The 20,135-nt window shown below is 65.7% G+C and carries 16 protein-coding genes; 7 read left to right on the top strand and 9 right to left on the bottom strand.

What is annotated here, in order from left to right:
* Nucleotides 1–125: 125 nt before the first annotated feature.
* Genes PFZ56_RS19350 through ltnD form a run of 3 tightly spaced genes read right to left on the bottom strand, consistent with a single transcriptional unit; the run spans nucleotide 126 to nucleotide 2,969 of the window.
* Entirely contained in the window at nucleotides 126–764 is a 639-nt protein-coding gene (locus tag PFZ56_RS19350) for an aldolase (protein ID WP_170004885.1), read from the bottom strand.
* Nucleotides 761–2,053 carry a 3-oxo-tetronate kinase gene (otnK, locus tag PFZ56_RS19345; RefSeq protein WP_102879666.1) on the bottom strand — a complete coding sequence of 431 codons (1,293 nt, stop codon included), beginning with the start codon at nucleotides 2,051–2,053 and terminating at the stop codon, nucleotides 761–763. The genes PFZ56_RS19350 and otnK overlap by 4 nt, the downstream gene beginning before the upstream one ends.
* Before the next feature lie 10 nt (nucleotides 2,054–2,063).
* Nucleotides 2,064–2,969, bottom strand: coding sequence for an L-threonate dehydrogenase (gene ltnD / locus PFZ56_RS19340; RefSeq protein WP_170004887.1), 906 nt, complete (start codon nucleotides 2,967–2,969; stop codon nucleotides 2,064–2,066).
* Between the two features lie 558 nt (nucleotides 2,970–3,527).
* Between ltnD and PFZ56_RS19335 the strand changes: the two genes are divergently transcribed.
* The 7 genes from PFZ56_RS19335 to PFZ56_RS19305 all read left to right on the top strand — a co-directional run bounded on the left by PFZ56_RS19335 (nucleotide 3,528) and on the right by PFZ56_RS19305 (nucleotide 10,849).
* Nucleotides 3,528–3,878 (top strand): hypothetical protein, encoded by a 351-nt coding sequence (locus PFZ56_RS19335; protein WP_102864542.1) that lies wholly within the window; start codon nucleotides 3,528–3,530, stop codon nucleotides 3,876–3,878.
* Nucleotides 3,879–4,281: 403 nt separating this feature from the next.
* Nucleotides 4,282–4,572: a hypothetical protein gene (locus tag PFZ56_RS19330; protein WP_102864541.1), complete on the top strand. Its 291-nt coding sequence runs from the start codon at nucleotides 4,282–4,284 to the stop codon at nucleotides 4,570–4,572.
* A 285-nt stretch (nucleotides 4,573–4,857) separates the two neighbouring features.
* A complete protein-coding gene (mgtA, locus tag PFZ56_RS19325) occupies nucleotides 4,858–7,569 on the top strand; it encodes a magnesium-translocating P-type ATPase (RefSeq protein ID WP_102879668.1) in 2,712 nt (903 codons plus the stop codon).
* 138 nt (nucleotides 7,570–7,707) lie between these two features.
* Nucleotides 7,708–7,908: a hypothetical protein gene (locus PFZ56_RS19320; protein WP_102879669.1), complete on the top strand. Its 201-nt coding sequence runs from the start codon at nucleotides 7,708–7,710 to the stop codon at nucleotides 7,906–7,908.
* 27 nt (nucleotides 7,909–7,935) lie between these two features.
* Nucleotides 7,936–9,651, top strand: coding sequence for a Na/Pi cotransporter family protein (locus PFZ56_RS19315; RefSeq protein ID WP_170004889.1), 1,716 nt, complete (start codon nucleotides 7,936–7,938; stop codon nucleotides 9,649–9,651).
* On the top strand, nucleotides 9,639–9,989 hold the full coding sequence (locus tag PFZ56_RS19310; RefSeq protein ID WP_170004891.1) for a DUF2493 domain-containing protein: 351 nt from the start codon (nucleotides 9,639–9,641) through the stop codon (nucleotides 9,987–9,989). Before PFZ56_RS19315 ends, PFZ56_RS19310 begins: the two co-directional genes overlap by 13 nt.
* A 74-nt stretch (nucleotides 9,990–10,063) precedes the next feature.
* Nucleotides 10,064–10,849, top strand: a complete 786-nt coding sequence (locus PFZ56_RS19305) for a hypothetical protein (protein WP_170004893.1) — start codon at nucleotides 10,064–10,066, stop codon at nucleotides 10,847–10,849.
* A gap of 473 nt (nucleotides 10,850–11,322) precedes the next feature.
* Here PFZ56_RS19305 and PFZ56_RS19300 read toward each other — a convergent pair whose 3' ends face one another.
* The 6 genes from PFZ56_RS19300 to PFZ56_RS19275 form a co-directional block, all read right to left on the bottom strand.
* Complete coding sequence (locus PFZ56_RS19300) at nucleotides 11,323–12,027, bottom strand: NAD(P)H-dependent oxidoreductase (RefSeq protein WP_394304413.1); 705 nt, start codon at nucleotides 12,025–12,027, stop codon at nucleotides 11,323–11,325.
* Nucleotides 12,028–12,036: 9 nt separating this feature from the next.
* Entirely contained in the window at nucleotides 12,037–13,245 is a 1,209-nt protein-coding gene (locus PFZ56_RS19295) for a pyridoxal phosphate-dependent aminotransferase (RefSeq protein WP_170005049.1), read from the bottom strand.
* A 27-nt stretch (nucleotides 13,246–13,272) separates the two neighbouring features.
* Nucleotides 13,273–14,880 carry a 5-guanidino-2-oxopentanoate decarboxylase gene (locus PFZ56_RS19290; RefSeq protein WP_170005047.1) on the bottom strand — a complete coding sequence of 536 codons (1,608 nt, stop codon included), beginning with the start codon at nucleotides 14,878–14,880 and terminating at the stop codon, nucleotides 13,273–13,275.
* 10 nt (nucleotides 14,881–14,890) lie between these two features.
* Nucleotides 14,891–16,990: an acetate--CoA ligase family protein gene (locus PFZ56_RS19285; protein ID WP_170005045.1), complete on the bottom strand. Its 2,100-nt coding sequence runs from the start codon at nucleotides 16,988–16,990 to the stop codon at nucleotides 14,891–14,893.
* Between the two features lie 21 nt (nucleotides 16,991–17,011).
* Entirely contained in the window at nucleotides 17,012–18,172 is a 1,161-nt protein-coding gene (locus PFZ56_RS19280; protein WP_125063254.1) for an acyl-CoA dehydrogenase family protein, read from the bottom strand.
* 216 nt (nucleotides 18,173–18,388) lie between these two features.
* Complete coding sequence (locus PFZ56_RS19275) at nucleotides 18,389–19,180, bottom strand: enoyl-CoA hydratase/isomerase family protein (RefSeq protein ID WP_170005044.1); 792 nt, start codon at nucleotides 19,178–19,180, stop codon at nucleotides 18,389–18,391.
* Nucleotides 19,181–20,135 lie beyond the last annotated feature (955 nt).

The following is a 20,135-nucleotide window of genomic DNA, read 5'->3' as shown; positions in this document are numbered from 1 at the left end:
CCGTAAAGCCAATGCAGTCATTCATCTCGGGAAGTCCTGTTGTTATTGTTTTTTACCGGCAAGCCGCTCCCCACGAGAGCCCGATGGCGCTCCCGGGGGCGCTTGCCGTGAAGCGTTGTCAGTGATTACCAGGCGGTGCCGAAAGCGTCCCGCAGTTCGTCCAGGGCGTGTTGATCCAGGGGCTCAGGTCGCGGCAAGCTCATGAGCCACAGGCGCGCGGTTTCCTCCAGTTCTTCCAGGGCATAGCTGGCCTTGGACACGCTGCTTTCCCAGACCACCGGGCCCAGGCGTTCGAGCATCACCCCGCGCACCCGGTTGGCCAGTTGCGCCACCTGCTCGGCGACCTTGGGCGAACCCGGACGCTGGTAGCCGATCAGTGGAATGTGCCCGACCTTCATCACCTGGTACGGGGTCAGCGGCGGCAGGATGTCGTCGTCGCGCCAGACCCCGGCCAGGGTCAGTGCCACCAGGTGAGTGGAATGGGTGTGCACCACCCCGCCCACGCCCGGATTGCGGTCATACACCTGGCGATGCAGGGCCAGGGTCTTGGACGGCTTGTCGCCGCTGACCCACTCCCCCGCCAGGTTGACCTTGGCGATGGCTGCCGGATCGAGGCGCCCGAGGCAGACATCGGTGGGGGTGATCAGCCAGCCATCGTCGAGCCGCGCGCTGATATTGCCGGCGCTGCCCACGGTGTAGCCGCGTTGATAGAGGCTGTGGCCGACGTCGCAGATTTCTTCGCGCAGGGCGTTTTCGCGGCTCATGGCTGACCTCCGGCCAGTTGGCGCAGGGCCTTGCTGAAAAAGTCGCGACCGCCGAAGTTGCCGGACTTCAGGGCCAGGGCCAGGGGCTCGCCGCCGCTGCTGACCGTGGCCGGCACCCCGGGATCGATCTGCGCACCAATCTGCAGCAGACGCACGCCCAGGGCCTTGACCACCGCTCCGGAGGTTTCGCCGCCGGCCACCACAAAGCGCCGCACGCCGTTATCCCGCAGGCCGCGGGCGATCTCGCCCAGGGCGTTCTCCACCAGGGCCCCGGCACGCTCGACGCCCAATTGCCGCTGCACCGCCTTGACCTGCTCGGGAGTGCTGGTGGCGTAGATCAGCACCGTGTCCTGCTGCGCCTGGACAAAGGCCAGGGCCTGGGCCACCACCGATTCGCCCGCCGCCAGGGCCAGGGGATCGATGCGTAGGGCTGGACGCTCGGCCTCAAGCCAGGCGTCCACCTGGGCATTGGTGGCCGCCGAGGCGCTGCCGGCCAGCACCACTTCGCCACCGGCCACCGACGGCAGATTCGCGGCGTCGAGATCACGCAACTTGCCGGCGCGGCGGAAATTCTCCGGCAGGCCCAGGGCCAGCCCGGAACCGCCGGTCAACAGCGGCAGGTCGGCGCAGGCGGCGCCGAGGGTATAGAGGTCGGCATCGGACAGCGCATCGGCAATCGCCATGGCGACGCCCTTTTGCCGCAGTTCGGCGATCTTCGCCCGCACCGCGTCCACGCCCTGGGCCACGCTGTCGTAGCGCAGCAGGCCCACCGGCAGTGCGGTCTGCGCCTGCAGCACCCGCACCAGGTTGGCGTCGGTCATCGGCGTCAGCGGGTGATGCTGCATGCCCGATTCATTGAGCAACTGGTCCTGGACAAACAGATGGCCGCGGAAAATCGTCCGGCCGTTCTCCGGAAACGCCGGGCAGGCCAGGGTGAAGTCGCCACCCAGCGCCTTGAGCAACGCCTCGCTGACCTGACCGATGTTGCCCGCCGCGGTGGAGTCGAAGGTCGAGCAGTACTTGAAGAAGATCTGTTCGCAGCCTTGCTCGCGCAGCCATTGCAGCGCCGCCAGGGATTCGGCCACGGCCTCGCCCACCGGGGTGGTGCGGGACTTCAGCGCGATCACCACGGCGTCGGCGTCCAGGCCGGCGGCCACTTCGGCGCTGGGAATGCCAATGCTCTGCACCGTGCGCATGCCGCCGCGCACCAGCATGTTGGCCAGGTCGGTGGCGCCGGTGAAGTCATCGGCGATGCAACCCAGCAACGGGCGTGGAGTGGAAGTCGTCATCACAGGCTCCTCAAACGGCATCAGGCTTGGCCACGGGCAGCTCGATGCCCGGGAAGATCTTGATCACCGCCGAGTCGTCCTCGCGACCGAAACCGGCGCTGGAAGCCTGCATGAACATCTGGTGCGCGGTGGCCGACAGCGGCAGCGGGAATTTGCTGGCGCGGGCGGTATCCAGCACCAGGCCCAGGTCCTTGACGAAGATGTCCACCGCGGACAAGGGCGTGTAGTCGGCCTTGAGGATATGCGGCACGCGGTTCTCGAACATCCAGGAATTGCCGGCGCTGTGGGTGATCACCTCGTACAGGGCATCGGCGTCCACCCCTTCGCGCAGGCCCAGGGCCATGGCTTCGGCGGAGGCGGCAATGTGCACCCCGGCCAGCAACTGATTGATGATCTTGACCTTGGAGCCCAGCCCGTGGGCATCCCCCAGGCGGTAGACCTTGCCAGCCATGCCCGCAAGGATCGCCTCGGCCTTGGCGTAAGCGCCGGCCGGGCCGGAAGTCATCATGGTCATCTCGCCGGCGGCAGCCTTGGCCGCGCCCCCGGAGATCGGTGCATCCAGATAGAGCAAGCCCTGGGCCTCAAGGCGTTGGCCCAGGTCCACGGCGTAGGTCGGGGCCACAGTGGCGCAACCGATCACCAGGCTGCCGGGGCGCAGGGCCGCGACCGCCCCGCCCTCGCCGAACAACACGCTTTCAGTCTGCTCGGCATTGACCACCACGGTGATGATTACCTCGCACTGCTCTGCCAACTGCGCGGCCGAGGCGCAAGCCACGCCGCCTTCAGCGGCGAACTGCTCGGTGACCGCGGCACGCACATCGCAGGCGTGCACCTTGAAACCGCTGCGCAACAGCGAACGGGCGATGCCCAGGCCCATGGCGCCAAGACCGATGACGCCGACATTGTTGTTATTCATGGGGGACTCCAGAAATAGACCAGGACTGTGCCGCGCCGGACAGGCGCCGGGCAAGAACCGGGCAGGACAGGGAAATCCGGATTGCAGGTCCGGCAAATGCAACACAGAGAGCGGCAACAGGCGCAGCGCCAGACGGCAAGCCCGGAAGGTGCATGGCACCGTGAACCGGTGCCGAGAGAGGCAGGAGCGAAGCGATCATCATGGCCATCCTGTTGCTGTTGTTATCAGGTTGAGCGTTGGCTGTGAACGATCATCCACCAATGAGCGGATTATGTGAAGATATTTTTCAATCTAACATTTTTTAACATCGCTTTTTCCTGCCCGTTGCCTCCGGCCCGCGCCCGCCACTGGTCGGAACATCGAGGTCCAGTCGCCATCCCCTGCTACAACCTTTCACAGCCCTGATCTGGATCAGCATTGAGCGCGAGATCCTGACCGAGGCTCAGGACAGGTGAAGGCGGACTGGCGGTAGCACCCTTCATCGCAACCCCGTTGACGCCCCCACTGACCAGGGGCTCAATGGTCCGTCTCGTTATGCTTGGATAAGGATGATTCAACATGGCAAATATTGAAGTTTTATCGGGCGATTTTCTGCAGGGCGCCGGCGAGTACCGCCACGGCACCTTCAGGCTCAAGACAGTGCTCAACAGCGCCGGTGTCGAGATCAAGGCATCGGCCTTCAAGAGCCTGGAAATCGCCACTGAAAGCCCCGTCGCCAACAAGGACGCCTTCGGTTATGGCGTGGCCGGCGCCATGCTGCTGGGGCCGGTAGGCGCCATTGCCGGTTACCTGATGGCGGGGACTGAAAACGAGGTGACCTTCATCGGCACCTTAAAGGATGGACGGCAACTGATGGCCGCCACCGACAGCAACACTTACAAGGATATCTCCCGGCACTTGCTGAACTGATAATCCGCGAAGTTATATTCAGTGCTCATGACGCCCCATCGGTCATGGGCACTTTTTATTTGTGTCCCTTATATGTTTCCCACTCTCGACGCCTGAACTCATCCCTCAAGCTGAACCTCACCTGAAACTTCATCATCGAACAACGATTCAAGGCAATTTAACCTTGACTCGATGGACCCTCCTGAGTAAATTGCGCGGGCCGGGAAATCCGGCCTTTTTTCAACTCACTAAAGAAGCCAATGGACACAGTATCTAGACGCTGTCTGGTCACTGCCGCTGCGCAGCGCCAGGCACCCCTGAAAAATGACGGGACTCGACTCCGCGGTCGGGTGAGCTGCGCTAGGGCTTGACGCTCCAACGTAACTTGCCTCCCCGGAACCAGTCCGGTCACGAGGCACAAGTTATGCACTTCACATCTTCTGTAATGCCCGGCGTACGCGCCTTTGCCGCCACCATGCGGGTCAAGCTGTGCCGTGAGCCCAAGGCTCTGGCACGCTCGCCGTTCTCCTCATCCTCACCTTGCGCCGCCACCGCCCTGCGGGCCAATTGGCGCGTCTGCCCGATGACCGGCCAGCTGCAACAACGCTGGAGCCTGGACGACAGCCAGGACCCGCAGAGTCGGGGCGCGGCCCTGCTCTTGCAGCAGGCCGGACTGATCTTCGGCCTGTACCTCGGGGCGCGCACTTACCCATAAATCAACGGTCACTTTCCGTTGTTTTCACACAAACTTCTTACTTGGAAGTTTGACGGCGCCTTATTGCCTTCTCGTTAATAAAACTTGCTGGAGAAAGTTATGGAAGAGGCCAGTAGTAGGTTCGCTGTCCATTCAACTTCATTGTTTGGGCAGCGAACGTTAAAACCTGAAAAACGCCAAGATCCGTATCGATCGCTAACCTGCGGCTCGACATACTTTCGCTCGTCTTTAATTAGTTGAGTGGTCGCTGTGTCGTGCCGTAGTCAGGCGGCAGGAGCACACGCAATGACTGTAAAAACCACAACTTCCCGCAACACCAGCGCCACCCGCGACAGCAACAAACTGTCGATGCGTGCCGCCCGCGAAGCCCAGAACGGCCTGGCCGTGACCCTGGCCAACGTCAACTCCAGCACCGCTGGCCTGACTGAACTGGACGCCGAAGGCCGCCTGCAACGGGACGGCCACAACGAAGTCGCCCACGACCGTCCGCCCCACGCCCTGGTGCAATTGCTGCAAGCCTTCAACAACCCCTTCATCTATGTGCTGATGACCCTGACCGGTATCAGTTTCTTCACCGACTTCTGGCTGCCGCTGCAAGCCGGCGAAGAAACTGATCTGACCGGCGTGATCATCGTCCTGGTGATGGTGCTGGCCAGCGGCCTGATGCGCTTCTGGCAGGAACACCGCTCGGCCAAGGCCGCCGAAGCCCTCAAGGCCATGGTCCGCACCACTGCCGCGGTGCTGCGCCGCGAGCAGATGGGCATGCAGGCCCGGGTTCGCGAAGTACCGATGCGCGAACTGGTGGTGGGCGACATCATCCAGCTGTCGGCCGGCGACATGATCCCGGCGGACATCCGCCTGATCGAATCCCGTGACCTGTTCATCAGCCAGGCGGTGCTCACCGGCGAAGCCCTGCCGGTGGAGAAATACGACACCCTGGGGGCCGTGCAGGAAAAATCCGCCCAGGCCCTGGCCGCCGACCAGCAAGACCTGCTGGACCTGCCCAACATCTGCTTCATGGGCACCAACGTGGTCAGCGGCACCGCCACCGCCGTGGTGGTGGCCACCGGCGGGCGCACCTACTTCGGCTCCCTGGCCCGCTCCATCGTCGGCTCGCGCACCCAGACCGCCTTCGACCGTGGGGTCAACAGCGTCAGCTGGCTGCTGATCCGCTTCATGCTGGTGATGGTGCCAGTGGTGCTGCTGATCAATGGCTTCACCAAGGGCGACTGGGCCGAAGCCTTCATGTTCGCCCTGGCGGTGGCCGTCGGCCTGACCCCGGAAATGCTGCCGATGATCGTCAGCGCCAACCTGGCCAAGGGCGCCGCGGCCATGGCCAAGCGCAAGGTGGTGGTCAAGCGCCTCAACGCGATCCAGAACTTCGGCGCCATGGACGTGCTGTGCACCGACAAGACCGGCACCCTGACCCAGGACCGGATCATCCTCGAACACCACGTCGACATCAGCGGCAGCCGCTGCGATGCGGTGCTGCAACTGGCCTGGCTCAACAGCCACCACCAGAGCGGCATGAAGAACCTGATGGATCGCGCCGTGGTCAGCTTCGCCGAGGGCAACCCGCACTTCACCCCGCCGGCCGCCTGGCGCAAGGTCGATGAGCTGCCCTTCGACTTCGTCCGTCGGCGCCTGTCGGTGATCCTCGCCGATGCCCGTGGCGATCACCTGCTGGTGTGCAAGGGCGCGGTGGAAGAAATGCTGGAAACCGCCACCCGGGTACGCCAGGACGGACTGGCCGTGAGCCTCGACGCCGAGCGCCGCGCCGCCCTGCTGCAACTGGCCGAGGACTACAACCGCGACGGCTTCCGCGTGCTGCTGGTGGGCACCCGGGACCTGCCCAAGGGCCAGACCCGCAGCCAGTACAGCGCCAGCGATGAGCGCGAGCTGGTGATCGAAGGCTTCCTGACCTTCCTCGATCCGCCCAAGGAAACCGCCGGCCCGGCTATCGCCGCCCTGCGTGACAACGGCGTGACAGTCAAGGTGCTGACCGGCGACAACCCCATCGTCACCGCGAAGATCTGCCGCGAAGTGGGCCTGGAAGCGGGCGAACCGCTGCTGGGTCGCGACATCGAGCACATGGATGACCAGGTGCTCGGGCGCCTTGTGGAAGAGCGCACGGTGTTCGCCAAGCTCACCCCCCTGCAGAAATCCCGGGTGCTCAAGGCCCTGCAAGCCAACGGCCACACCGTGGGCTTCCTCGGCGACGGCATCAACGACGCCCCGGCCCTGCGCGATGCCGACGTCGGCATCTCGGTGGACAGCGGCACCGACATCGCCAAGGAATCGGCGGACATCATCCTCCTGGAAAAGAGCCTGATGGTGCTGGAAGAAGGGGTGATCAAGGGTCGCGAGACCTTCGGCAACATCATGAAGTACCTGAACATGACCGCCAGCTCCAACTTCGGCAACGTGTTCTCGGTGCTGGTGGCCAGTGCCTTCATCCCCTTCCTGCCGATGCTGGCGATCCACTTGCTGCTGCAGAACCTGATGTACGACTTCTCCCAGCTGGCCCTGCCGTGGGACAAGATGGACAAGGAATACCTGGCCAAGCCGCGCAAGTGGGACGCCAACAACATCGGGCGCTTCATGCTGTGGATCGGGCCGACCTCGTCGATCTTCGACATCACCACCTTCGCCCTGATGTGGTACGTGTTCGCCGCCAACAGCGTGGAAATGGCCGCCCTGTTCCAGTCCGGCTGGTTCATCGAAGGCCTGCTCTCGCAGACCCTGGTGGTGCACATGCTGCGCACCCGCAAGATCCCGTTCATCCAGAGCACCGCGGCCCTGCCGGTGATGCTGGCCACGGGACTGGTGATGGCGCTGGGGATCTACGTGCCCTTCTCGCCCCTGGGCAGCATGGTCGGCCTGGTGCCGCTGCCGTGGGAATACTTCCCTTGGCTGGTGGGCACCCTGCTCGCCTACTGCGTGGTCGCCCAGACCATGAAGACCCTGTACATCCGCCGCTTCAAGCAGTGGTTCTAAGGGCCTGGTTCTAAGGGCGTGAACCCGGCGCGGCCGCCCTCGGACGGCCGCGCCCGATACACCTAACCAACGATGCCACCGTCGGCGCGGCCAGCGCCCTGCCGACGGCGACGCTGTTCGCCCGAAAGGAGCATCGCCATGTATCTCAAGCCTTTTTCCATGTTGCAACGCGGCCTCCAGGCCCTGCTGGTCTGCAGCCTGTGCACCTGCGCCCGCCTGCTCACCCGCGTGAGCATCCGGCTGTATGTCCGCGGCCTGCTGAGCGCCGTTGAAATTCGTTTTCTGCTGGGTTTCAGCGCCGCCCTCACCCGCGCCTCGCTGCGCGTGGCGATGGCCTGAACCTGTCACCGACCCGGGAGCACACTCATGTCGGGCACCACTCTTCTGATCAACCTGGCCGGCGCCATCGCCCTGCTGCTGTGGGGTTCGCAGATGATCTGCGGATCACTCCTGCGCGGCTTCGGCAGCCCGCTGCGGCACTGGCTCGGGCAACACCTGAACAACCGCTGGCTGGCGCTGCTGTGCGGCGTCGGCATTACTGGCGTGCTGCAAAGCAGCACCGCAGTGAGCCTGATGGCCAGCTCCTTTACCGCTGCCGGCACCCTGGGCCTGGCCCCCGCGCTGGCGGTGATGCTGGGGGCCAATATCGGCTCGACCCTGGTGGTCCAGCTGCTCAGCCTCGACCTCTCGCTGCTGGCCCCGGTGCTGCTGCTGGCGGGTTTCCTGACCTTCCGCCTGCGGGACGACTCGCGCTTTGAAAGCATCGGCTGCGCGCTGATCGGCCTGGGCCTGATGCTGCTGGCCCTGGGCATGCTCGGCGCCACCCTGGGCGCGGTGGAAAGCACCCCGGTGTTCCAGCTGGTGATGACCAGCCTCGACGGCGACCTGTTGCTGGCGCTGCTGGTGGCCATGCTGCTGACCTGGATGTGCCACTCCAGCGTCGCGGTGGTGCTGCTGATCGCCTCACTGGCCGGCACCGGCCTGCTGTCGCCAGCCACCAGCATGGCCCTGGTGCTAGGGGTCAACCTCGGCGGCACCCTGCCATCCCTGCTCGGCGCCAGCGGCAACGTGGCCCGGCGCCTGCCCCTGGGCAACCTGCTGGTGCGCCTGGTGGGCGTGGTCCTGGTGCTGCCCTGGATCACCGCCCTGGCCCACCTGGACGCAGTGCAAGCCCTGCCACCGGAGTTGCTGGTGGTCTACCTGCACAGCGCCTTCAGCCTGATCCTCGCTCTGCTGTTCATTGGCTTCACCGAGCCCCTGGGCAAGCTGCTGACCCGGCTGCTGCCGGCTCCCGCCCCGGTCACCGATCCGGGCATGCCGCTGTACCTGGACCAGGCCGGCCTGGAAGTGGCCAATATCGGCCTGGCCAACGCCGCCCGCGAAGCCCTGCGCATGGCCGACATGCTTTCGAGCATGCTCGACCGGGTGCTGCAGCTGTTTCGCACCTCAAGCATCACCCATGCCGAGCAGGTGCGGCACATCGACCAGTCCCTGGACCTGCTAAGCGCGGCGATCCGCGCCTACCTGGCGGACATCGGCAAGGAAGGCATCAGCGACCAGGACGCCGACCGCTCCCAGGAAATCCTGCTGCTGGTGATCAACCTGGAACACGCCGGCGACATTCTTTCCACTAGCCTGGCGCAATTGGCAGTAAGGCGTCTGCGCCGTGGCGAGGCCTTTTCCGCTTTCGAGTTGGGCACCCTGTACCCGCTGCACCAGGAGTTGCTGGACAGCCTGAGCCTGGCGATCACCGTGTTCCTGCGCGAAGACCTGCCCACCGCCCACCAGTTGCTGGCGCGCAAGGAAAACGTACGGCGCCTGGAAGCCGCCGCCGGCCGCGAGCACTTTCGCCAACTGCGCGAAGACCAGAGCGCCTGGGCCGAATCCGGAGACATCTTCCAGCGCCTGCTGCGCGACTACCGCCGAGTCCACCACCACATCGCCGCCCTGGCCTACCCGGCCCTGGAGCGCGCCGGTGAGCGCGACATCGAGCACGGCTACCTCAGCGAGCCCCTGGCCGACGCGCCCGGCGCCGAGCACCCCGTGACCGGAGCCAAGGAGGACAGCCCATGCGCGTCCTGATCTGCGCCGGCCGCTACTACGCCGACAGCCGCCTGTGCCGCCGGGTCCTGGAAGCCTTCCAGCGCCTGTACGAAGTGCGGGTGGTGATCCACGGCGGCAGCCAGTTCCTCGGCGCCCACATCGAGGACTGGGCCCGGGAAACCGGAGCCCACATCGTCCGCTACCCGCCCAACTGGCAACTGCACGGCAAACACGCCGAGCGCCTGCGCAACAGCTTCATGCTGGCCGACAGCCGCCCGGACATCGTCCTCGCCCTGCCCGGCGGGGAAGACACCGAAGAGCTGCTGGCCCAGGCCCGGGTCCGCGGCATCCAGACCCTGTCGGTCGACGACCAGTAAACACCCCACGCAGCACCCACCCGCGCCGGCTCCCCAACCAAGCGGTCCGGCGCCCCAACAGAACGAGATCCGCCATGTCCAAGCACCGTCCACATCGCTCCTCGCGTTCCGCCTCCTGGGGCCACACCCTGCCTGCCGCAAAAAGCCGCATGCTCAAACGCAACCTGCTGTTCCTCGCCCTCACTGCCGGAGCCACCGCCACCCTGGCCCTGTGCTCCAAGGCCCAGGCCACCGGCGGCGCCTATGTAGTGGATGACGGCGCCATCAACGCCCCTGGGGAATGCAATGTCGATGTCTGGTACCAGAGCACCCGACATCAAGGCTCCAGCCACAACAGCGTGATTGCCCCGGCCTGCACCTTCAGCCAGCTGCCCTGGGTGCAACTGGGCGCCGCCGTGCAGCGCCAGCAGGCCGACGCACACGGCGAAACCCAGCTCAGCCCGCAGATCAAGGTCCAACTGCTGAACCGCGAAGACCTGGGCCTGCAACTGGCCCTGGCCGGTTCCGCCCACTGGGCCCTGAACCGCCACCACAGCTTCGACGGCGGCGACCTCACCCTGCCCCTGACCTTCAGCGCCAGCGACCGCCTGCGCCTGAACCTCAATGCCGGCTGGACCCATGCCTACGACGATGGCGAGCAGAACCACCGCTGGACCTGGGGCAGCGGTGTGGAATACGACCTCATGCCGAGCCTGACCCTGATTGCCGAGCGCTACGGCCAGCGCGGCGGCGAACAGGGCTGGCAGGCCGGCCCGCGCCTGCACGTAGGGCAGCACCTGGACCTGGACCTGATCGTTGGCCAGCACCTGAGCGAAGACCGCGACCGCTGGCTGACCACCGGAGCAACCCTGCGCTTCTGAGCGCCCCATAGAATCGCCGCCCCCTGTAGCCGCTGCTGAGCCCGCGAAGCTGCGCAAAGGCCCGCAGGGCCTTGCCTGACGATTTCCAGACAAACTTCTGTCGCCGTCAAGATCCCTGCGTCTCCTGCGGAGCCGTTCGCAGCCTGCGGCAGCGGCTACACAACCCCGATCGGCACTGGCCCTGTAGCCGCTGCTGAGCCACGGCGAAGCTGCGCAAAGGTCCGCAGGACCTTGCTTGACGATCGCCCGCCAAACTCGCAGCGATCTCAAGAACGCCGCGGCCCTCGCGGGCCGTTCGCAGCCTGCGGCAGCGGCTACACAACCCCGATCGGCACTGGCCCTGTAGCCGCTGCTGAGCCACGGCGAAGCTGCGCAAAGGTCCGCAGGACCTTGCCTGACGATCGCCCGCCAAACTCGCAGCGATCTCAAGAACGCCGCGGCCCTCGCGGGCCGTTCGCAGCCTGCGGCAGCGGCTACAGGGGCAGTGGATGCAGAGCTTCGTCGAATTGGTCCAGACGTGGAAAAACCAACGGTTGCTCGTCCGCCAGGTGTTGCAGGCGCTGCTGGTAGCTGTGCAGGAATTCTTCTCGGGCTTCCTGGCTGATGTAGGGCACATGCCAGGCCACGAACGGTTCCAGTACGTCACAACCGACATAGGCCAAAGTGCCGCGCAGCAACGGGCGCAACATCTCTTCGAGCGGTCCATGGATCGCGCCGTCACCAAACATGTGCTCGCGCCCGCCCAGGGTCAGGGTCACCAGGGCTTTCTTGCCCGCCAGCCCGCCCTGGTCATAGAAGCGCTTGCCGCCATAACACACCCCGGACACCAGCACCCGGTCGATCCAGCCCTTGAGCATGGCCGGCACCGAGAACCAGAACACCGGGAAGTTGAGGATCAACAGGTCAGCCCACAGCAGCTTGTCCAGCTCGCCCTGGATGTCGGCGGCGATGCTGGCGTTCTTCACCCCCAGACGTTGCTCCAGGGCGTACACCAGATAATCCGGATTATCCCGGGCGCCAAAATCCGCGGCGCTGGCCACCGGATTCCAGTTCATCGCGTACAGGTCGCTGACATGCACCTGATGCCCCTGGGCCTCCAAGGTGCTGCGGGCCTGGTCGCGCAAGGCGGCGGTGAAGGATTGCGGCTCGGGGTGGGCGTGAACGATCAGTACCTTCATGAAGACTCCTCAAACAATGGGCAAAGTGGCGCAAGCTTCGCGGCGGCTCAGGCAGTGCTCAGCGCACAGGGCAATGCGCCGACAGGCCTCGCGCAGGTCATCCGGCTGCAGCACCAGCCCCAGGCGGATATGCCCAGCGGCGCTGGGGCCGAAGGCTTCGCCGGCCAGCACCGAGACACCCTGTTCGTCCAGCAGGCGCTGGCTGAAGGCCTGGGCGCTGAGCCCGGTGGCGCGAATGTCGACCATGACGAACATGCCGCCGTCGGGCTTCAGCGGCCGGGCACCAGGGCAATCGGCCAGACAGTCGCAGACCAGATCCCGCCGCTGGCGATAGGCCTCGGCCATGTCCCGCAACTGCGGCAAGGGCTGCTCCAGGGCCACGATGGCCGCGTCCTGAATGAATTCCGGCGAGCCGTAGAGCATGCACAGGGCGAGGTTTTCCAGGTGCGCGGCCAGGGCCGTCGGCGCCACCACCCAGCCCAGGCGCCAGCCGGTCATGGCGTGGGACTTGGACAGGCTGTTGAGGGTCGCGGTGCGCTCGGCCATGCCCGGCAGGCTGGCCGGGCTGACGTGTTCGCCCTCGTACAGCAGCTCGCTGTAGACCTCGTCGCAGATCAGCCACAGGTCATGTTCGATGCACAGCGCCGCCAGGGCTTCCCAGGTGGCCCGGGGGATACTGGCGCCCGTGGGGTTGTGCGGGCTGTTGAGCACCAGGGCCCGGGTCTTGCCGGTGATGCGCGCGGCAACCGCCTCGGGCTGCACCCGAAAGCCGTCCTCGGCCCGCACCGGCAGCGGCACCACCTGGGCATTGCAGGCACCGAACACCGCTTCATAGGTGACGTACATCGGCTCGGCCACGATCACCTCATCGCCCGGGTCCAGCAGGCACTGGGCCACGCTGTAGAGGGCGCACTGGGCACCGGCCAGCACCACCACTTGCTCGGCATTTACCACTTGCCCGCTGCGCTGCTGATGACGCCGGGCAATGGCCTCACGCAAGGCGCGCTTGCCGCGCACATCGGCGTAATGGGTGTGGCCGGCCTGCAGGCTGTCGATGGCCGCCTGGACGATGGGCTGGGGGGTGTCGAAATCCGGGTCGCCCACCGACAGCAACCAGACTTCCTCGCCACGTTCGCGTTTGGCCAGGGCCCGGTAATGAATGTCCCAGGCGGCGGCGCCGTCTCCGGCAATACGTTGGGTCAGTTGTGAAAAGCGCATGCTCAGGCTCCAGGCAAAAAGGGATGGTCAACGCGCGCAGGCGTGCTTGAGTTCGATCAGGGTCACGCCATTGCGGGCAAAGCTGCTGCGCAGTTCCTGCTGCAACTCATCGAGGCTGGCGGGCTGGCTGACGCTGCAACCAAAGGCCCGGGCCAGGGCGGCAAAATCCGGATTGCGCGGCAGCACGCCGATGGGTTCGATGTTCAGATCCAGCATGTCATCGCGGATCTGCCCCAGTGCGTCGTTGTTCCACAGCAGCACCACCAGCGGGCTGTCCAGCTCCTCCACCGCCGTGGCCAGTTCCTGCACCGTGTAGAGAAAACCGCCGTCGCCCACCAGCACCAGCCCCGGGCGCTCGGGGGCACCGAGCTTGGCGCCGATGCCCGCCGGCAAGCCGTAGCCGAGGGTGCCGTAGCCGGTGGGATGCAACCAACTGCGGGTGGCCCGGCTCGGGTACAGGTAGTTGCCGCTGTAGGCCAGTTGGGTCATGTCGCTGGCGATAAAGCCGTGCTCCGGCAGTTCGGCGGCAATCCGTTGCAGGATCGAGCGATGAATCTGCTGCAAGGGCCCCTGCCCGTTCTGCACCGCCTGACGCAGATCGGCCACCGCGTGAATCGCCGCCCCCGCTTCGGCCGGTGTGGGTGGCAAGGCCTGGAGCAAGGCGTCCAGGGTGGCGCGGGCATCGCCGTGCAAAGCCACCGCACACGGGTAGAAGTCATTGAACTTGCGCGGGTCGATATCCAGGCGCAGCAGCTCGCCGTTCAGCGGCAGGCGCTCGCGCCAGTAGTCGGTGTCGGCCATCTCGGTGCCCACCGCCAGCACCACGTCGGCCTGAGCGATCAACTGCCAGCCGGGCTCGACACACAAGGTCGCCCCGGCGTTCAGCGGCGCCTCCTCCGGCAGCAGGCCCTTGCCGGCGACGCTGCTGAAAAACACCGCGCCCAACCGGGTGCTCAGGGCCCGCAGTTGCTCGGCGGCGTGCAGCGCGCCGCCACCGGCAATGATCATCGGCCGCTTGGCGTTGCGCAGTGTGTCTGCCGCCTGCTGGATATCCGCAGCGGCGGCCGGGCCGCGAGCGGGGCGTCGCCGCACCTCGCCTGTCCAGTCCCGGGCGACCTTGGCCGCCAGCACATCCAGGGGCACGCTGATGTGCACCGGGCGCGGGCGCTCGCCGTCGAACACGGCAAAGGCCCGGGCGATCAGCTCGGGCAAGTCTTCCGGGCTCAGGGCCAAGGCCGAGAACGCGGTGATAGGCGCGGTCATCGCCCGCTGATCCTGGGTTTCATGCAGCGAACCCCAGCCCTTGCCCAGGCTGGCGCTGTGGTTGACGCTGGAAATCACCAGCAGCGGGATCGAGTCGGCGTAGGCCTGGCCGATGGGGGTGGCGACGTTGGTCACCCCCGGGCCGCTGATGACGAAACACACCCCGGGCTTGCCACTGACCCGGGCGTAACCGTCGGCCATGAAGCCCGCGCCCTGCTCGTGGCGGGTCAGCACATGACGAATGCCGCTGCCGGGCAGGCCGCGATACAGCTCCAGGGTATGCACCCCGGGAATGCCGAACACCGTGTCGACGCCGTAGCCGGCCAGCAGGCGTACCAGGGCCTGGCCACCGGTCAAGGTCTGATCGTGCATATCTCTCTCCTCAAGCCTGGCCAAGGCGAATCAACGCATCGACCGCGACGGTGCCTTGGGCACCGACCAACAATGGGTTCACATCCAGTTCCAGCAATTGCCCGGCGTGCTCGCAGGCGTAGTCCGCCACCGCGCCGATGGCCGCCACCAGGGCTTCAAGATCAGCCGTCGGACGCCCGCGAAAACCTTGCAGCAAGGCAGCACTGCGCAGGCTGAGCAGGGCCTGGCGGATCGCCCCTTCGGTGGTGGGCAGCAGCAGGCTGCGACTGTCCTTGAGCAATTCCACCAGCACCCCGCCGGCACCGATCACCAGGGCCAGAGCGAAGTCGTTCTCACGCTTGATGCCGACAATCAGCTCCGCCAGGGGCGGCGCGGCCATGGGTTCCAGCAACACCCGATCAAAGGCTACCCCAGGCGCATGCTCGGCGATCCGCGTGCGCATCAAGCGCAAGGCCGCACCCAGGGCTTCAGGGTCCTTGAGATTCAGGGACACCGCCCCGGCCTCGGTCTTGTGCGGCAACTGCGCGCTGACCGCCTTGAGCACCAGCGGATAACCGACCGCAGCCGCCGCGCTCAAGGCCTGCTCGGGGGTGCTCAACACACCGTCCGGGATGCTCAGGCCGAAGCCGCGCAAGGCCTGTTTGGACTGCCACTCATCCAGCAGCACATGTCTGCCGTCCAAGGCTGCCGGACACAATGGCACCAGGGCTGATTCACCCAGAGCCAGCAACGCCGAGCGTCGCTGTTGATAGGCGACGATCCGGCCCCAAGCGGCAAGGCCATCCTCCACCCCTTGCAAGGCGGGAATGCCATGCGCATGCAAACGCTCGCGGGCGCTGGCCGGCAGCAGTTCGGGAAAGGCCGAAGTGACAAAACCGCGCTTGCCGTGGCGTTGCAGCGCCGCGCAAAACAGCTCCAGCAGCAGGTCGCATTCCTTGCGCTCGCCAGTGAACTCAGCCGGGTAATCCAGCACCAGCATGGCGCTGTCGGCCTCGGTCCGCAGGGCGCTATCGAGCATGGTTTGCAGGGCCTGGGCGTCGCCCCAGATCGCCGTGGTGAAATCCAGCGGGTTGACCAGATTGGCGTAGCCCGGCAGCACCTCGGCCAGCTCCGCACATTGCCCGGCATCCAGCTTGGGCAACTGCAGGCCGTTGCGCTCGGCGTAGTCGGCGATCAGCCCGGCATCGCCCCCCGAACAGGCCAGGGCCATCAGGTGCGGGCCGGCCGGCAACTGCCCGCAAGAGGCTGCCTTCAAGGTCTCGACAAAGCTCACCGGACCGCTGACCCGGATCACCCCCAGGCGCTGGAACAACGCGTCGTACAAGGCATCGGAACCCGACAGCGAACTGGTGTGACTCAAGGCCAGTTCGGCGCCGATCTGCGACACCCCGGTCTTCAGGGCAATGATCGGAATGCCCTTCTCCAGGGCTTTATGCGCCGCCCGGGCAAAACCCGGCACGTTCTTCAGGCCCTCCAGATGCAGGCCGATGGCCGTGACCCGGGGTTCGTCCAGCAGCACGTCCATCAGCTCGGCAATACCCAGCTGCGCCTGATTGCCCACCGACGCCATGTAGGCCACCGGCAGCGAGCGATCGCTCATGGACAGGTTGTAGGCAAAGTTGCCGCTCTGGGTCAGCACCGCCACACCGCGTTCCACGGGTTGACCGCCATGGGCCACCGGCCACAGCGCGGCGCTGTGCAGGTAATCCAGCAGGCCGTAGCAGTTGGGGCCCAGCAGCGCCATGTCGCCTGCGGCCTGCAGCAGTTGCTGTTGCAGGGCCTGGCCCTGGGCACCGGTTTCGGCAAAGCCTGAGGCGTAGCAGATCGCCCCGCCCGCGCCCTTGGCCGCCAGCGCCCCGACGCAGGTCAGGGTCAGCTCGCGGTTGGTGGCGACGAACACCGCATCCGGGCCGCAGGGCAGTTGTTCGATGCTGGCCACGCAGGGCACGCCATCGAGCTCGGCATGCTGCGGGTTGACCAGCCACATGGGCCCGGCAAAACCGCCTTCGGCGCAGCGCTTGAGGGCCCGGGCCATGCTGCGCCCACCGACGAAAGCCAGATGCCGGGGCGCCAGCAGGCGTTTGAGATTGTCACGCAAGGTCTGGGACATGACGGCAGTTCTCCAGGGCGCTCAGCGCATCAGCGGCCGCAACAGTTCACGGGAAATGATGTGGCGCTGGATCTCCGAAGTGCCTTCCCAGATGCGCTCGATCCGCGCATTGCGCCAGATGCGTTCCACCGGGCCTTCGTCCATCAGGCCCATGCCGCCGTAGATCTGCACCGCCTCGTCGGCGACCCGGCCCAGCACTTCACTGGCGAACAGCTTGGCCATGCCGGCCTCGCCGTCGGTCATGCTGCCCTGGTCCATCTTCCAGGCGGTGTGCAGGGTCAATAGCTCGGCGGCGCGGATCTGCGTGGCCATGTCTGCCAGCTTGAACGACACCCCCTGGTAGCTGCCGATGGCCTGGCCGAACTGCTTGCGATCCGCCGCCCATTGCAGGGAGGCATCCAGGGCGCGCTGGGCCTGCCCCACGCAGTTGGCCGCCACCATCACCCGCCCGGCGGTGAGCCAGGCGTTGGCCACTTCCCAGCCCTTGCCCACCTCCCCCAGCACCTTGGAAGCCGGTACCCGGCAGTCGTCGAAGAACATCTCGAAGGTGTGGTAGCCACGGTTGCTCACGCACTTGGGGCCACGGCGGATGGTCAGGCCCGGGGTGTCGCGGTCCACCAGGAACGAAGTCACCGCGTTGCGCTGGCGGCCGTTGTGCTCATAGGTACCGGTGACCGCAAAGACAATGGCAAAATCCGCATGCCCGGCGTGGCTGATGAAATGCTTGCTGCCGTTGAGCACAAAATCGCCGCCGTCGCGCACGGCGCGGGTCTTGATCGCATTGGCGTCGGAACCGGCGCCGGGCTCGGTCAGGGCGAAGCAGTCGACCTTGCGCCCTTGCACGCAGGGCAGCAGGTAGTCGCCGATCTGCGAGCCGGTGCAGGCCATGAGGATTTTCGAAGGCCGGGCCACGAACACATGCAGGGCCCAGGAACACTTGGCCAGTTCACGCTCGATCAGCGCCTGGGACAGGTAGTCCAGACCGCCGCCGCCGACTTCCTCGGGCATGTTGAAGGCATAGAAACCAGCGGCGATGGCCTTGCTGCGGATCTCCCCGGCGAGGTCGGCACTGACCTCATCGGCGCGGTCCACCGCGTCCTCGTGGGGCAGCAACTCCTTGCTGACAAAACTGCGAACCGCGTCCACCAGCATTTCTTGTTCTTGGCTGAGTTGGAAATTCATGGCGCTACCTGTGAGTGAGTGACAGTGCAAAAAACCAGTGATCGGGCAGTACGGCCTGCCGAAAAAACCTTCCCGTAGGAGCCAGCTTGCTGGCGAAGAGGCACTTGAATAAGGCGCTGTTCTTGCGGGCGCCTTCGCCGGCAAGCCGGCTCCTACAAAATGGGCGCATGGCCCGGGGACCCTTTCGCCGGCAAACCGAGCGCCGCCCGGCCGCTCCTACAAACCTTGGAAACGTGGCGGGCGTTTTTCCGTGGCGGCGCGCAGGGCTTCGGCGCCGTCGGCGCTGCGCCCGCACAACAGGCCGGCGGCCAGCTCGGCCGCCAACTGCTGCGGCAAACTGCGCTCGGCACCCTGGCGGATCAGCTTCTTGGTCTGGGCAAAGGCAAAGGTCGGGCCCGCTGCCAAGCGCGCAGCCAGTTCACTGACGCTGGCAATCAGCTGATCGTCGGCGCACACCTCGCCCACCAGCCCGGCGGCCAGGGCCCGTTCGGCGCTCCACAACTCATCGAGAAACAGCAGGCGCTTGGCCTGTTCGCTGCCGATCAAGCGCGGCAGGTGCCAGCTGGCGCCGGCGTCCGGCGAGTAAGCCATGCTGGTGTAGCCGGCCTTGAACCGCGCCGACTGCGCCGCCACCCGCAGGTCGCAGCACAGACTCAGGTCCATGCCCGCGCCCACGGCGGTGCCGTTGATGGCGGCGATGGTGGGTTTGTCCAGGCTGTGCAGCCGGGTCATCAAGGCGTGGGCGGTTTCGGTCCAGCCGTAGCTTTCCAGAGCGCCGCGGGCTTCGGCTTCGGCCCACTCCGCCAGGTCGGCACCGGCGCAGAAACTGCGGCCGCTGCCAGTGAGTACCACGGCTCGGACGCTGGGGTCGCTGTTGCAGGTGTCCAGCAGGCTGTGCAGCGCTTTGAGGGTCGGGATGTCAAGGGCGTTGCGTTGCGCCGGGCGGTTGAGGGTGATCCAGGCTACGCCGGCTTCGATCCGGCTGAGCAGCGACGATGAAAGGGTCATGGGCGTCCTCGAATTATTGTGGTTGGCGTGAGGGGGTGGCTTGAGGGTGATACTAAACGAGTGTTCAACAAGGCGGCAATTGGGGGGCTTGGGGGGAGTTTTGGTCGACTTTTTGAAGTATCCCTTTGTTTTTATTAGGTAAAAATCTAGGCATTGGCGGTTGTTGCGTGGGGGTTGTTACAACTTCGAACAAGCCTCGACAAAAGTGCGGGTGGGGGAGTTTTTTTTGTGGCCAGGGCGCTTGCTCCCGCTCGGGCGCGTAGCGGTCGTAAAACATGAGGGTGCGGTCTGATTGGTGGGCATATCCGTTGCTGCGGGTGCGGCGGCTTATGGTTCCGCTTTTACAGCGGGGGTTGGGTACATATCCGTTCCTGCGGGTGCGGCCGCTGGCGGTTCCGCTCTTACAGCGGCTCACTTTTGAAGAGCGCAAAAGTAAGCAAAACGCTTCTGCCCCTCCACTCGGTGCCTCGCCTAGGCTCGGCATGCCCTCACTCCGGCATTGATCCGTGGGCCGCCGCCAACCGGCCATCCATGGCCGGGTGGCGGCTAACCCGGCATCCCTGCCGGGTTACCCACGGATCAATGCCTGCGTTCGGCCATCGTGGTTAACGGGGCGCTCAGATCAAAATCAAAAGCAAGATCAAAATCTGACGGCGGCCTGCCGGCCGGCCTGTTTCATTGCCGTTCGCGTTACATGTAGCCGCTGCCGAAGGCTGCGACCGGCTCCGCAGGAGACGCTAAACCTGCCTCCCCGATATTCCTGACATATCGCGTCGCCTGGTTTCGCAGCCTTCGGCAGCGGCTACAAAGAGCCAGCCTGCGCACCTTGGCTTTGGCTTTTGATCTTGATCTTGATCTTGATCTTCAGGCCCCTTCCCAGCCGGCCGAGCGTAGGCATTGCGTAGGGGGCAGCTCGGCATGGATGCCGAGCTAGCCGCCACCCGGCCATGGATGG

Origin of the sequence: Pseudomonas danubii, from assembly GCF_042980055.1 — a bacterium.
Classification (GTDB): Bacteria; Pseudomonadota; Gammaproteobacteria; order Pseudomonadales; family Pseudomonadaceae; genus Aquipseudomonas; species Aquipseudomonas danubii.
Note: the sequence above shows the minus strand (reverse complement) of the source record. Positions and strands in the feature narration are given on the sequence as shown.

Excerpts from the sequence above, each read along its gene's own strand:
- PFZ56_RS19350 (WP_170004885.1), bottom strand. The coding sequence starts at position 764 with ATGAGCCGCGAAAACGCCCTGCGCGAAGAAATCTGCGACGTCGGCCAC.
- otnK (WP_102879666.1), bottom strand. The coding sequence starts at position 2,053 with ATGACGACTTCCACTCCACGCCCGTTGCTGGGTTGCATCGCCGATGAC.
- ltnD (WP_170004887.1), bottom strand. The coding sequence starts at position 2,969 with ATGAATAACAACAATGTCGGCGTCATCGGTCTTGGCGCCATGGGCCTG.
- PFZ56_RS19335 (WP_102864542.1), top strand. The coding sequence starts at position 3,528 with ATGGCAAATATTGAAGTTTTATCGGGCGATTTTCTGCAGGGCGCCGGC.
- PFZ56_RS19330 (WP_102864541.1), top strand. The coding sequence starts at position 4,282 with ATGCACTTCACATCTTCTGTAATGCCCGGCGTACGCGCCTTTGCCGCC.
- mgtA (WP_102879668.1), top strand. The coding sequence starts at position 4,858 with ATGACTGTAAAAACCACAACTTCCCGCAACACCAGCGCCACCCGCGAC.
- PFZ56_RS19320 (WP_102879669.1), top strand. The coding sequence starts at position 7,708 with ATGTATCTCAAGCCTTTTTCCATGTTGCAACGCGGCCTCCAGGCCCTG.
- PFZ56_RS19315 (WP_170004889.1), top strand. The coding sequence starts at position 7,936 with ATGTCGGGCACCACTCTTCTGATCAACCTGGCCGGCGCCATCGCCCTG.
- PFZ56_RS19310 (WP_170004891.1), top strand. The coding sequence starts at position 9,639 with ATGCGCGTCCTGATCTGCGCCGGCCGCTACTACGCCGACAGCCGCCTG.
- PFZ56_RS19305 (WP_170004893.1), top strand. The coding sequence starts at position 10,064 with ATGTCCAAGCACCGTCCACATCGCTCCTCGCGTTCCGCCTCCTGGGGC.
- PFZ56_RS19300 (WP_394304413.1), bottom strand. The coding sequence starts at position 12,027 with ATGAAGGTACTGATCGTTCACGCCCACCCCGAGCCGCAATCCTTCACC.
- PFZ56_RS19295 (WP_170005049.1), bottom strand. The coding sequence starts at position 13,245 with ATGCGCTTTTCACAACTGACCCAACGTATTGCCGGAGACGGCGCCGCC.
- PFZ56_RS19290 (WP_170005047.1), bottom strand. The coding sequence starts at position 14,880 with ATGCACGATCAGACCTTGACCGGTGGCCAGGCCCTGGTACGCCTGCTG.
- PFZ56_RS19285 (WP_170005045.1), bottom strand. The coding sequence starts at position 16,990 with ATGTCCCAGACCTTGCGTGACAATCTCAAACGCCTGCTGGCGCCCCGG.
- PFZ56_RS19280 (WP_125063254.1), bottom strand. The coding sequence starts at position 18,172 with ATGAATTTCCAACTCAGCCAAGAACAAGAAATGCTGGTGGACGCGGTT.
- PFZ56_RS19275 (WP_170005044.1), bottom strand. The coding sequence starts at position 19,180 with ATGACCCTTTCATCGTCGCTGCTCAGCCGGATCGAAGCCGGCGTAGCC.